10 protein-coding genes are annotated in these 13289 nt (G+C 57.2%); 2 read left to right on the top strand and 8 right to left on the bottom strand.

What is annotated here, in order from left to right:
- Window positions 1-113: 113 nt before the first annotated feature.
- The gene (locus H573_RS0114015; RefSeq protein WP_036256936.1) at window positions 114-968 is read left to right on the top strand and encodes an SIS domain-containing protein; all 855 of its coding nucleotides are present in this window, start codon (window positions 114-116) and stop codon (window positions 966-968) included.
- A gap of 8 nt (window positions 969-976) precedes the next feature.
- On the opposite strand, the gene H573_RS18385 is transcribed toward H573_RS0114015, so the two are convergent.
- From H573_RS18385 to H573_RS0113985, 6 genes are all read right to left on the bottom strand, one after another.
- Window positions 977-2086: a PepSY-associated TM helix domain-containing protein gene (locus H573_RS18385; protein WP_036256899.1), complete on the bottom strand. Its 1110-nt coding sequence runs from the start codon at window positions 2084-2086 to the stop codon at window positions 977-979.
- Between the two features lie 13 nt (window positions 2087-2099).
- On the bottom strand, window positions 2100-4205 hold the full coding sequence (locus H573_RS0114005; RefSeq protein WP_027874811.1) for a TonB-dependent receptor: 2106 nt from the start codon (window positions 4203-4205) through the stop codon (window positions 2100-2102).
- A gap of 70 nt (window positions 4206-4275) precedes the next feature.
- Window positions 4276-5889, bottom strand: coding sequence for an ABC-F family ATP-binding cassette domain-containing protein (locus tag H573_RS0114000; RefSeq protein WP_027874810.1), 1614 nt, complete (start codon window positions 5887-5889; stop codon window positions 4276-4278).
- A 184-nt stretch (window positions 5890-6073) separates the two neighbouring features.
- On the bottom strand, window positions 6074-6484 hold the full coding sequence (locus H573_RS0113995; protein ID WP_154653912.1) for a hypothetical protein: 411 nt from the start codon (window positions 6482-6484) through the stop codon (window positions 6074-6076).
- Between the two features lie 26 nt (window positions 6485-6510).
- Complete coding sequence (locus H573_RS0113990; protein WP_027874808.1) at window positions 6511-7386, bottom strand: haloalkane dehalogenase; 876 nt, start codon at window positions 7384-7386, stop codon at window positions 6511-6513.
- A 27-nt stretch (window positions 7387-7413) separates the two neighbouring features.
- Window positions 7414-8019, bottom strand: coding sequence for a TetR/AcrR family transcriptional regulator (locus H573_RS0113985; protein WP_161624275.1), 606 nt, complete (start codon window positions 8017-8019; stop codon window positions 7414-7416).
- Between the two features lie 142 nt (window positions 8020-8161).
- On the opposite strand from H573_RS0113985, the gene H573_RS18380 reads away from it, so the two are divergent.
- A complete protein-coding gene (locus H573_RS18380; protein ID WP_051171325.1) occupies window positions 8162-10198 on the top strand; it encodes an alkaline phosphatase D family protein in 2037 nt (678 codons plus the stop codon).
- 67 nt (window positions 10199-10265) lie between these two features.
- On the opposite strand, the gene recG is transcribed toward H573_RS18380, so the two are convergent.
- Both recG and H573_RS0113970 read right to left on the bottom strand, forming a co-directional pair.
- A complete protein-coding gene (gene recG / locus H573_RS0113975) occupies window positions 10266-12341 on the bottom strand; it encodes an ATP-dependent DNA helicase RecG (protein ID WP_027874806.1) in 2076 nt (691 codons plus the stop codon).
- Complete coding sequence (locus H573_RS0113970) at window positions 12338-13261, bottom strand: hydrogen peroxide-inducible genes activator (protein WP_027874805.1); 924 nt, start codon at window positions 13259-13261, stop codon at window positions 12338-12340. The genes recG and H573_RS0113970 overlap by 4 nt, the downstream gene beginning before the upstream one ends.
- Window positions 13262-13289: the final 28 nt, after the last annotated feature.

Raw genomic sequence — 13289 nt, 5'->3', positions numbered from 1 at the left:
GCGGGTTCTGGCACCGTCGTTGAGCAGTAATCTCGTCATCGGCGGCCTTGGGTTACAATACGCATCAGGGCTTGCTCGGTGAGCCGCAGTTAGCCAAGCCTGTGGAGAAACGCTTGAAACCCAGAAATATCATCCGCGCCATTGAAACCAGCCGCGAGGCCATGCGCCGCAGCGAGCGCAAGGTGGCCGACTATATCCTCGCCAATCGCCGCGAAGTGATTCATATGCGCATTGTCGATCTGGCGCAGGAAGCCCACGTTAGCGAGCCAACTGTGGTGCGCTTTTGTCGGGCGGTCGGTTGCGACGGTTTTCAGAATTTCAAGGTTGCCCTGGCCCAGCATGTGGCACACAGCCCTGAATACGAGGCGGTGAGCTACGGCGATGAAGACAGTGCCCGGCAGTACACCTTCAAGGTGTTCGACGCCACCATGGAAGCGCTTAAGCGGGTACGCGACAGCATTGAAGTGGATGCCATTGAAAAAGCGGTGGAGTTGCTTAGCAATGCGCGCCGGGTGGAGTTTTACGGTTTTGGCGCTTCGGCGGCGGTTGCCCACGATGCCCAGCACAACTTCTTTCGCCTGCAAATCAGCGCCAGCGTCTATGCCGACCCCCACGTGCAGGCCATGTCGGCGATGTCCCTGCACGCCGACGATGTGGTGGTGGCGATCTCCCAGTCCGGCCGTACCCGGGCCTTGTTAGATGCCATTAAACTTGCCAAGAACAACGGCGCGCCGGTTATCGCCCTAGCGCCGTCTGGCAGCCCTATCGCAGAGCTGAGCGACCTGCCAATCTACGTGGATGTGGATAACGACAAAGGCGCCTACACGCCGCTGCCCTCACGGCTGGCCCATATGACGGTACTCGATATTTTGGCGGTGGGTATTTCCGCTAGCAAAGCCGGCCTGCGCGAGCACTTGGAAAGCATTGAACAGGGCCTGCAGTCGTTGCGTTTGGAAGGGCCTGAGTAGTTTTGCCGCTACCGGGCTTTGGCGCTTCGTTTCTGCCAGCGCTTGTAATAGTGTAAGCCGCCAGTAAGGCACAACCACGCGAGCGCAATACCGCTGAGAAGGGTTAATAGCCGGTAGGGGGTGTTCATGCCGAAGCCGGAGTGGAGGGGGTAGAGCTGGTTCAGCAATCTACGTGTTGTTGGCATGTTGTCGGCGCGCTCGGTGCGGCGGAGTTCACCGCTATGAGTATTGAGCCATACGGTAGTGCGGCCATTGAGGTGCCATTCGCCATTGAGGCGAAACCGCACTTTCAACATTACGTCCCCTTGTTCCTGACTAATAGTGATATACGTGGGCCAGCTGCCCTCTATTTCCCGGTGTGTCAGCAGGTAGCCTCTGCCTATTGCTGTGGTTGGGGCTTGAGCCTCAGTCTCAGCACTTTTCACCGTGAAGACGGGGTTGGCTGGTAGCAGGGGGAAAATGAGTTTTTGCCAGAGCATCAAGCTGCCCGTGAGTAGGATCAGCAATAGAACGGGGCTGCTCACGGCGCCGGTATGCCGATGGTATTGCAGCCATTGTGAGGGGCGTAATTTTTTGGGGAGCACCCAGCGCCAGCGAAATCCGCGGCGGCCTGGCCACCATAAGATGACGCCGCTGATACAGAGAAATAGTGCGAGCACGCCAGCCACCAATAACAGCGCCTCGCCGATCTCACCGCTGAGAAGATCGACGTGCAGCTCGCGAATAAATGTAATGACGTCGAGAAACCAAAGATTATTGGTATAGGGCTGAAGGCTACCCAGGGCCAGCAGTTCTAAACCCTCTGCGTGGCGCACCGTCCAGTAGGGCTCCAGTTGGCTGGGGGCTTTTAATTTCAGCGCCGGGTCGATACCCCGCTGGTTTGCCAGTGCCGAAAGATCCTCGGCCAACTGTTGATGGCGGTAGCCGGCAGGCAGGCTTGCATCGGGGGTGACAACCGCCGCGACCAACTCCTTCTGATAGACCAACAAGGCACCGCTGACGGCCGCGACAAGTAATACGCTAAGCCCGGCAATACCGGCCCATAAATGCCAGCGCCATAGGCCCGGCGCGCGAACTTTGCGCGGCCGCCGGGGTGGGTTTGAAGCCGTGTCAGACACTGCGAAAAGCGCCTTAGAAATTCAGCTGGTAGGCCATACCAAAGCTGCGACCAATGCCTTTGAAGTTGCGCAGGTCGTTGGGGCTGCTCTGCGAATAATAGGTGTAGTAGTCGCGGTTAGTCAGATTCTGGACTGACACGCTCAGCACGCCGGGGCCGACATTGATCTCAGCGCTGGCATCGACGGTGGTGTAGCCGTCAAACTGATTGACGGTAACATCGTTGCTGTCTTTCACGCGGCGTTCGCGCAGGTGGTTCACCTGAATACGCGAGCTGAGGGCGGGGGTCCACTGGCGCTGCCAACTGAGGTTTACGCGGTCTGGTGAAATATTGGTGCCGCCGAGGTCGGAGTCCACTTTACCGTCCTGGTCAGAGTCGTAACGACCCTCTGCCTGTGCGTAGCGCATGTCAACGGTGTCGGCCTCCGTGGCATGCCATGCCAGGCGCATTTCAATGCCATCGACTTCGGTTTTCTCGCGCTTAACGGTGTATATCCCGTCTGCGCCGCGTTGCAAACGCTGGCCGAAGTCTGAGTCGGAAACATAGTAGCTCAGCTGTGCATTCACGGTGCCATTGTCGTATTCAACGCCCAATTCGCTGTTTTCAGTGAGAATGGGTTGCAGGTTCAAAAAGGACTCAACGTCCTGGTCTGGCTGGTCAATGCCTCGCAATACGCGGCCGACATCGGGCATGGAAAAGGCCTCGGCGTAATTGGCAAATGCGCGCCAGCGCTCGGTGAACTGATAGGTGCCGCCGAGGTTGTACAGGGTTTCTGAAAAATCGGGCGCGCCGCCCTTCACGAATTGGCTGCCGTAGCGGAACAGGGTGGTAAAGTCGTCCACATCGAGCTTGGATTCTTCGTGGCGTACTCCCGCCGTTAGCGTGGCATTTTCAATGCCGGTGAACTCGGCTTGCAGGTAGGGTGCGTAGTTGTTGTAGCGGGTTTCCGGTACCCAGGCGCGGCCGGTTTGCACCAGCTCTTGCCAGGTTTTGTCTTGCAGGATGTCGATGCCGTAAACCAAGGATAGCGGCAGACCGCCGACCTGATCCTTGGCCAGGGTAATTTTGGCGCCAATTTTCTCGGAGTTATTCTGCGATTGGTCAATCAGGTCTGGCCCGTACGCTGGGTCCTGAAACGTAGCTATTGGGGTAATTTGTGCCCCGTATGTGGCTTCAAAATCTTGCTTGAATGCCTGAACCCGCAGGCTGTGCCCGAGTACCTCGGGGTTCTCGTAGCTTAAGCCGATAGTGGTAACGCGGTTGCGCGCACCTTCGGCGGGCAGTTCCGCGCGGATGGCGGTGGTGGGGATGTCGGCATCTACGTCGCCGGGCACCGAGGTCCACTTGTGGTCGCTTTCGACATTGAAGCGATTGACCATCAGTTCGACGCGCTGGTCATTCCAGTTGTAACCGGTTTTCAGGAAGACATCATATTGCTCAGAGGCCATGGTATCGCCCTGCGTGTTGTCGACCCCAATCACCTCACCGTTGGCGTCGTAGGCGATGCCATTGTCGCGAAAGCCCACACTGGCCAACACGTCGAATTGGTCGATGCGATTGGAAACGCTGTAGTGCACACCCCGGTCTAGGCTTTCGCTGACGCGCTCGGTTTGAAAGCCGACATCAACGCGCAGGCTTTGCTCAAGGGTTTCCGTGGGGCGTTTGGTGATCAGGTTAATGATACCGCCGGCCGCGCCGAGCCCGTGAATGGCGTTGGCGCCGTGCAAGACTTCGACACGTTCGAGCGTCAGCGGCGAGATGGTATGGCCGTCGCGGCCACCGCTGCGCAAGGGGTTGGATTGGGGAATGCCGTCAATTAAATACAGTGGCTTGCGGCCTCGTAAGGTTTCTCCAGCGTTGGTCATTTTTTGGCGCGCTGGCGAAAAGCTGGGGATCAGTTTTCCCAACACACTGGACAGATCGTTTTGAATAGACAGCTGCTGGGCAAGTGCTGCTTGATCAATAACTGTGACGGTATTGGGGATCGTGCTCAGTGGTTTTTCGACACGGCTGGCAGTGACTACCACTTCTTCAACCTTGTCGTCGGCATGGGCTGGCAATGCCAGTAGGGTGAGGCTGGTGCAAAGTAGGCAGCGGTAAAATGAAGGCGGCTGGCGCATGGTCGGTCCTTGAGAGGGCGAGAAATTTTCGGGAATGGTAGAGCAATTGATAATCGTTATCAATAAAAGATTAGTCTCGCCAGGGCTCCAGTTGCCAGTGCGGCGGGCTGAGTTGTAGCCGATGGCTTAATCGAAGCTCAGATAAAAAGTAGGTGTCGTGAGAGACCACCACGAGGCAGCCGGAATAGTCGCGCAGCATAGATTCCAGAGCGCTTAGTGAGGGCAGGTCGAGATGATTGCTGGGTTCGTCCAGCAATAGCAAACTGGGTGGTGAGTCGGCGTATAACAAGCAGGCTAGATAAGCCTTAAGTTGCTCGCCGCCGCTGAGCTCGCGGCAGGGGGCAAGCAATTTATCGGCCCCTAAACCCAGTTGGGCCAAGCGCATGCGCTGCTGTTCTTCGGGGGTGCTGGGGCTGATTTCACGCAACTGTGCTAACGCCGAGCGCTGTGAATCCAGAGCGCTGAGGTGTTGGTCGAGATAGGCGCATTGCTTCGTTGTATAGACGTCGCCACTGCGGGGTTTCAATACCCCGGCAATCATCTGCAGCAAAGTGGACTTGCCGCTGCCATTTGGGCCGACAACCCCGACTTTATGCTGCGTAGTGAGCGTAATGTTCAGCGGTGCAGAGTGCGAAACGAAGGGCAGCTGAAGGTCTTTGAGCTCGGCAACACGGCGGGAGTGGCGGCCCTGGTTGGGGCTGTGCACCGCGATAACAGCGGCGTTATCGAGCGCTTTTTGCGCGCTGTGAATGGTCTCCACCAGCGAGTCCCGTCTGGCGTCATGTTGGCGTTGCAGTTTTCCAGATGCGTTTTCGCTGCGCTGCTGCCGGCTGTCGAGGATGAGCTTTGATTGGCTGCCTTCCCTGCGCTGCGTTTTGCCCCGCGCCTGACGACGAGCAATACGCTCGCGGTGTTGCTGCATGCCGCGCTCCTCGCGCCTGCGTTGTCGTTTACTCTGTTCAAGGGTTTCCAGCGCCACACGCTGTTCAGCCGCCTTGCGTTGTGAATAAAAGGCGTAGTTGCCGCCGTAGTGACTCAGGCCAGACGGAGAAAGCTCGATGATATGTTCAAGCGTATTAAGCAGCTGCCGGTCATGGCTAATGACGAGCAGTCCACTCTTCCAATTTTGTAGTTGCTGAATAAGGGCCTGGCGGTGCTCGCCATCGAGGTGATTACTGGGCTCGTCCAAAATCAGCAAGTCGGGCTTTGCGTGCATTGCTCCAGCCAGCGCGATGCGCATGGCCTGGCCACCGCTGAGCTTGCAAGCGAGCGTTGCTGCGGGGGTGGCGGCGAGTCCGGCCGAGGCGACTATTTGCTGTAGTTCCTGACGAATGTTCCAGCGCTCCCCCAGTATTTTGAAATCATTGGGGTCAACACTGCCTTGCTCAATACGTGCCAGCGCACTGATTTCGGGGCCCACCCCGGCCAGCTCGGCCAGCGTTGTCTTGGCGGTTAGCGGCAGTTGTTGCGGCAGGTAGTACACCGACCCGTAGTGATGGCAATGACCCGAAGTCGGGGCCACTTGCTTGGCGAGAATGCGTGCTAACACACTTTTGCCCACGCCATTGCGGCCCACCAAGCCCACTGACGTGTCGCTGAGTTGAGCGTGTAAATTTGTGAAGAGAGTGCTGCCATTCGGCAGTGAATAAGACACATTTTCCAGTGTCAGAAGAAGCTTCGTCATTGTGAATACCATAAACGCCAAGAACCACCCCATAGCACTGGGGACGAGAACGGCCGTCATAGAGACGGAGGCATTAATTGTTCACTGGACGAAGACTCCTTATTGGGAGGAATGTCCGACGACTATAAAGGATTCGTTCACAGGGTCAACTTTCCGGCTTGGGTTCATGGCCTGTACGAGGCTACTAGGCGAGGGGCTCTTGGCCACGCACGCCAAATAAAAAGAGGCCAAGCGTAATCAATGCCGTCGCAAAAACTGAGCCCCAGGCGATAAATTGTAGGCTGGCGCCCCATTGACTCCATGTGCCAATGCTCCCGAAATACAGGAGGTACAGACACGCTCCGCCGTTGCTGACGATGCCCACCCAGATCGGCCCCATCAGCCGCCGCCCACGGAGCGCTTCACGCAGCGCAAAGCCATAACCCACACACAGGGCTAAATATGCCCAGCCCAGTAGGCGAACGAACATATAGCTGTTCTGCGCCGGGAGGCCGAGGCTTTCCAGCATGGTCGCCGGGAATAACAGCAGTGGTAGGCACCAGAGAATTACGGTGCCGAGGATCTTAAAAATTAGTACTAGAGAAAGAAGGTTCATTGTTCTCTCAACACGTTAATAACGGCTTAGCGCATTTGTAGCCACTGGGCGATAGCCTGGCCGATTTCCTGCGGGGAGTCTTCCTGAATAAAGTGCAGGCCCTTAACGGTAACCTCTTGTTGGTTGGGCCAGGACCGGCAGAGCTCGCGCTGCCGGCCAACCAGAATTGACCCCGGCTCGGCATTAATAAATAGCTTGGGAAAATCAGACTTCGCCATAAACCGCGAGTAGCGCGCCACAATGGCGTGAACGTCGGCGGGTTCGCCGTTGATAGGAATTTGTCGCGGCCAATTCAGCGTGGGCTGACGTTCGTCTGGGGTAGAAAACGGGCGGCGATATTCGGCCATTTCCTCGTCACTGAGTTGACGAATAATGGAGCTTGGCAGTACCGCTTCGATAAACATATTGCGTTGCAGAACGAGCTCTTCTCCACTGTCGCTGCGAAAACCCTGGAAAATTCCTTTTGCAGCCTCAGGCCAGTCGTCCCAGGTAATCGTGGTAACAATGGCTTCCATATAAGCGATACCGCTGATCGCATCGGGGTGTTCGCAAGCCCAGTGGAAGCCGAGGCCGCTGCCCCAATCGTGCAGCACGAGGGTGACATTGCGATCAACCCCCAAGGCGCTCAGCATGCGGTCCAAAAATTGATACGCAGTTGCAAAGCTGTAGCGCTCGGGGCCGAGTTCTGCTGGCAGTTTCTCAGAGTCTCCCTGACCGATGAGATCAGGCACGATTACACGGCCCTTGCCCTCGAGCTCTGGAATAACGTTTCGCCACAAATATGACGATGTGGGATTGCCGTGAAGCAGCACAATCGGGTCGCCGCTGCCTTTTTCGATATAGGCCATTTGTCGGCCGTCAACGTCGATAAATTTCTTTTGTGAGCGAAAACTGTTGGTCATTATTATTCCCCTTAAATGATGGGTGTTTCACGGTGTTGAAAAATTAGCCGCTTGCTCTAAACCAAGTAACTTGAGACTGGTGAGAAAGCTGGCCCAAAGTTGTTTGTTGTCGATACCTTTGCGGCTCTGCACCCGCAGGCCTTGATTGATAATCATCAATTGCTCTGCAATTTCTGAGGGCGTTAGCGTTGAGGTGAATTTGCCTTGTTTGGCCGCCGCGGAAAGTGCTTGCTCAAATATGTTTTGAACAACGCTAAGTTGGGCCGCTGACAATTCGCTGAGCGTGGGATCGGTGTTGGCGAGTTCAAGAACCGAGTTTACAAGCATGCAACCTTTTTGCAGTTGTTCTGCCTCGACATCGAGCAGTGTTGCCTGGAAAAAACGGGGGATCACTGACAGTGGTGCGTCGTCATTATCCGCGGGTATTTCGGCCACCGTGCGTTGGCCGAAGCGCTGCAGGCATTCAATAAAAAGACTGCGCTTATCCACAAAACTGGCATAGAAACTACTTCGCGCAATGCCCATACGCTCAAGGAGCATAGACAGCGAAGTAGCGTGATAGCCCTGTGTCCAGAATAGTTTTGTCGCCTTATCGAGGGCCGATTCGCGGTCGAACTGAGTGGGTCTAGCCATGATCATGATTCTTTTTGTACTGATCGGTACATAATGCGCTTGTCGCGATTAACAAACAAGGTCTGCGCTCGCCTTCTTACGCTTGTAACGTTGGCGTGCAATACTGCACGTTTTCGTTATTTGTTACATAGAGGGCCCTGCAATGCCGCCAGTTTCCCGCCGTACCCTGCTGAAAGGCATGGTTGGCCTCGCCAGTGCGAGTTCGATGGCTTTTTTGACCGGTTGTCATTCCTCCAGCAAGTCGGGCCGCGCTGGTGGTCAGACGCCATCACCGGACGATGATAATCCTCCTCAGGTGGCGGACTTTGCGCAACTGAGCGGCTTTGATTATCCAATGGTGGATAGCCTGCTGCCCTTCGCCCACGGCGTTGCCTCGGGTGATCCCTTATCGGACCGAGTGATAATTTGGACGCGAGTAACGATCCCTGATCCGCGTGGCCCCTTGGTCGCCGATCCGCAGGGCTTTGACGATGCGCAGGTGAATTGGCTGGTCGCGACTGATCCGGCGTTGACCAACGTTGTTGCTCGGGGCTCCACGACAACCTCCGCCGAGCGGGACTGGACAGTGAAGGTTGATGTCGCAGGCCTGAGCCCGGCCACCACGTATTACTATGCGTTTGGCGCTTTCGAGAGAATGTCGATTGTGGGCCGTACACGCACCGCGCCCGACGCCGGCAGCGCGAGTGATGAGCTGCGTTTTGCGGTGGTGTCGTGTTCGAGCTACTGGTCCAGCTACTGGTCGGGTTATGGCCATATTGCCGACCGCAATGACTTGGATTTGGTGATTCACCTCGGGGACTATATTTATGATTTTGTTGACCAAGATGAGGAAGTGCGGGCGCGGGTTGACCGCGATGGCGTTGAGCGCAATGCCATTTCCGACGTGGACTACCGAGATTGGTTAAACGTTGACGAGGTGCGTCGCCGCTATGCGCTGTATCGCTCAGAGCCCAACTTACTTCGCGCTCACCAGCAGCACCCGTGGACAATTATTTGGGACAACCATGATATCGACCCGGGCTTTGGCAACGAGCTCGACGACAGCAGCATCGATAGCGATAGTCAGACCACCACTCTGGATCAGACCATTGATGCATTCTGGTTGTGGACGCCCTGTCGGCCACCCGCCGACGTGGCCGGCAACCCATTGCGCGTTGACGATGGCAGCTACCCCGAGCCACCACTACCGAGACAGTTATGGCGCAAGCTGGAGTACGGCGCGCTCGCCGATATTCTGTGTACCGATATCGAACTCTACCGGCAGCTGAATACCGACGAGCTGGCTGATGACTATTCCGCACATTTAAGCAGCGGCCAATCCTTGCTCGGCCGCCAGCAATTTAGCTTTATTACCGAGCAAATGAAGGCCTCGGCTGATGCTGGCAAGGTCTGGCGAGTGATTCCCCATCAAAGCTGGCTGGCACCGTGGAATATTCCAGCGGCAACGGCTGAGGCGAGTGTTCCTGGGTCGCCTATCGAAACCCGATGGTCGTCATTTACCGAGGAGCGCAAAGCCTGGTTTGATTATCTGCGTGACAACAATATCGCCAACAATATTGTTCTGTCCGGCGACATGCACGGAAACTGGGCGAGCGACCTGGTGGCAGACAATGCCTTGCTCAACGGCTATCAGTCCTCATTGCCTCTGGCCAACCCGCGCGCGGGATCAAGACCCAGCAATATTGCCGCAGGTTATGGCCGTCTCGGTACGGGAAACCTAGCAGCCCTAAATAATCGCGCAGCCTCGGTGGGAGTGGAGTTTGCGCCAAGTTCAATGGGTCGTGGCGGCGCCGATGAGCTAGTGGCCAATGCGCTGCCGGGTAGCACCGAAGAGGTGCAGGTTGCGGGCGCCCGGGCATTAGAGCTTGCCAGTGTGACGGCCAATAAAAACATTCAATACCAGGAGTGGGTTGACCACGGCTATGGCATTGTTCATCTCAGTGCCGAGGAGGCCATCTTCGAATTTTGGTGGCAGGATAAACTTACTGCCGGTTCTCCCGACGTCCTCGGTTTCCAGATGGTCAGCTTTGTAGGTGACGAGCCAGGTGCTCTGCCCGCACCGCGTTACCGCAATCAGATCGACGATGTAACCTTGCATGGTCGAAGCGTGGCGGCAACTCAGGGGCAGCGCGATGATCTGCCTGCGCCTTTGCCGGCTCAGAGCCTAGTCCAAAGCTAAAAACTATCCCGCTGTCGTTAGTAAAGACAGGGGTGGTTGGTGCAAGTGGGTTTGCCAACAACTTGAACTATACGCTGGCGTAAAGTGTGCGCTCGGCCAGCCAGCGATCGATGAGTGGCTGAACATTTTGTGGGTGGTGTTCGCTGAGTAGGCGCGCCTGTTCTCGCACGCTGTCCAGTAGGCCCTCGTCGCGTTGCAGGTCGGCAATTTTAAAACTCATTAGCCCGGTTTGACGGGTGCCGAGGACTTCGCCGGGGCCGCGTAGTTGCAGGTCTTGTTCGGCGATGACAAAGCCGTCGTTGCTGTCGCGTAGTGCAGATAAGCGCTGGCGGCCATTGCGCGACAACGGACTTTGATAGAGCAGTACGCAGTGACTTTGTTGGTGCCCTCTGCCCACTCGACCGCGCAGTTGGTGGAGTTGTGCGAGCCCCAAGCGCTCGGCATTTTCGATAATCATCAGCGTGGCGTTGGGGACATCAACACCTACTTCAATAACCGTTGTTGCAACCAGCAAATCGACTTTTGCGGCCTTGAAGTCTGCCATCATGGCGGCCTTTTCGGCGGCTTTCATGCGCCCGTGCACCAAGCCGACGTTCAATTCCGGTAGTGCGCCTTTCAGTTGTTGCCAGCTCACCTCGGCGGCTTGTGCCTGCAATTTGTCTGATTCTTCGATCAAGGTGCATACCCAATAGGCTTGTTGGCCACTTTGGCAGACGGCGCGTAGCCGTTCGACAATTTGCTCGCGCCGGTCGTTGGCGAGCACCACGGTGTTGATCGGGCTACGCCCCGGCGGCAATTCGTCGATGACCGAGGTATCCAGGTCAGCGTAGGCGGTCATTGCCAGGGTTCTGGGGATAGGGGTGGCCGTCATAATTAATTGGTGGGGATGGCCGACGTGATCCTCGCCTTTCTGTTTGAGAGCGAGGCGTTGGTGCACGCCGAAGCGGTGTTGTTCGTCGACAATAACCAGGCCGAGTTTGGCGAATATTACCTCGTCTTGAAACAGCGCGTGGGTGCCTACCACGACGTGCGCTTTGTGCTCGGCAACGCGCTGTTGGGCAGCGGCTCGGGCCTTGCCTTTTTGCTTGCCGCTGAGCCAGGCAACGTCCAGATTGAGCGGGGCCAGCCATTGGCTGAAGTTGTGGAAGTGCTGCTCGGCGAGGATCTCGGTGGGCGCCATGATGGCAACCTGATAACCGCTGGCGGCAGCGCGCAGTGCGGCGAGTGCAGCAACGGCGGTTTTGCCACTGCCGACATCACCTTGCACCAAACGCAGCATGGGCGCGCCCTGGTGCAGGTCGCGGCGGATTTCATCGGCAACACGCCGCTGCGCGGAGGTGAGGGTGAAACCCAGGCCGTTGAGAAAGGCATTTTCGAGATCATCGGGGCCGTCGAGCCGGGGCGCGCCAAAGCGGCGGGCCTCGACGCGCAATTTCTGCAGCGCCAGGTTATGGGCCAGTAATTCTTCAAAGGCGAGGCGCTGCTGACTGGGGTGCTGGCCAGATTGCAGTAGCTCAAGCGAGGCGTCTGCCGGTGGATGATGCAAATAGCGCAGTGCCTCGGCCAGTGTCCAGCGACCTGGCAGTGCCGTCGGCGGTAGCCATTCGGTAATGGGGTGAGTATCGAGATAGTGTAGGGCTTGGCCGCATAGTTTTCGCCAGCTGGTTTGAGCAAACCCTTCCGTGCTTGGGTAAATGGGCGTCAGCCGGTCTTCGACGGGAGCGACCGCCCCCCCTTGCAGAACGGTGTACTCCGGGTGGTAAAACTCCAGGCCGCTGGCGCCGCGCCGGGCTTCGCCAAAACAGCGCAGTCTCGCGCCTTTGCTGAGTTGTTGTTTCTGCGCGGCGTTGAAGTGAAAGAAGCGCAGTGTTGTGGTGCCGGTGCCGTCGCGCAGCCGACAAACCAGGCTGCGCCGTCGCCCGAAAGTGATATCGGCGGCGAGTACTTCGCCTTCGATCACCACATCGTTGCCGGGTCGCAAGGCGCCGATAGGGCAGATGCGGGTGCGATCTTGGTAGCGCAGTGGCAGGTGGAAAAGCAGATCTTGCACACTGTGCAGTCCGAGCTTTTTGAGCTTTTCTCTCAGCTTTGGACCTACGCCCTTGAGCGAACTTACATCAAGTTGGTGCAGGGCTTGGGTCATGTGGAGGGATGATCGCTGTGGGCGGTTTTGATCGCCTGGCTGATAACGTCGATGGCTTGGTGGCGGGGGAAGCTGGCCCGCCAGGCCAGGGCAATTTCCCGCGTGGGCGGTGTGCCGGCAAAGGGCCGAGTGCACAACATACCGTCGCCATAGGGCCCGACTTGGGCGGCGGACAAAGGCAAAATGCTGATGCCGAGTTTGGAGGCCACCATGTGTTTGAGGGTTTCCAAAGAGCTGCCCTCAACCACTGACTGGAGCAAGCGGTCACTGCGGGCCAGGTGCTGCTGTAGACCGGGGCAGGCGGCGAGCACTTGGTCGCGAAAACAATGGCCTTCGCCCAGTAGCAACACGTTTTGCTGATACAGGTCGCTGTGCTCAATATGGGACTTCGCGGCCAGTGGGTGATCGCCTGGCAGCAGCACCACAAAGGGCTCTTCGTAAAGCGTTTGGGTAACCACCTCGGGTTCATTGAAGGGCAGGGCAATAACGATGGCGTCGAGCTTGCCGCTGCGCAGGCGACCGCGAAGAATCGCCGTCATATTTTCCTCAACATACAGTGGCATTTGTGGCGCGAGTTCGCGGATGCGAGGGATGGCACGTGGGTAAAGATAGGGGCCGACGGTGTGAATGGCGCCCAGCGCCATTGGGCTGCCCAGAGGGTCGCGTCCCTGGGCGGCCAGTTCGCGAATCCGCTCGCTCTGTTCCAGCACGTAGCGGGATTGCTCGATAATCTGCTCGCCGATAGGCGTGCAGGTCACCTGGCCGCGGCTGCGTTCGAACAAGCTTACCGCTAATTCCTCTTCAAGCTTTTTAACCGCCACACTGAGGGTGGGTTGGCTAACAAAGCAGCGCTCGGCGGCCTTGCCAAAATGTCCGGTTTCTTGGAGCGCGATGATGTAGCGTAATTCTGTTAGCGTCACAAAATTGCCTGGTTCGATAGTTTTAGAC

The sequence above is a fragment of the Neomelitea salexigens DSM 19753 genome (assembly GCF_000422345.1).
Lineage (GTDB): Bacteria > Pseudomonadota > Gammaproteobacteria > Pseudomonadales > Spongiibacteraceae > Spongiibacter > Spongiibacter marinus_A.
The sequence above is the reverse complement of the archived record's forward strand: the minus strand, read 5'-3'. Positions and strand labels throughout refer to the sequence as shown.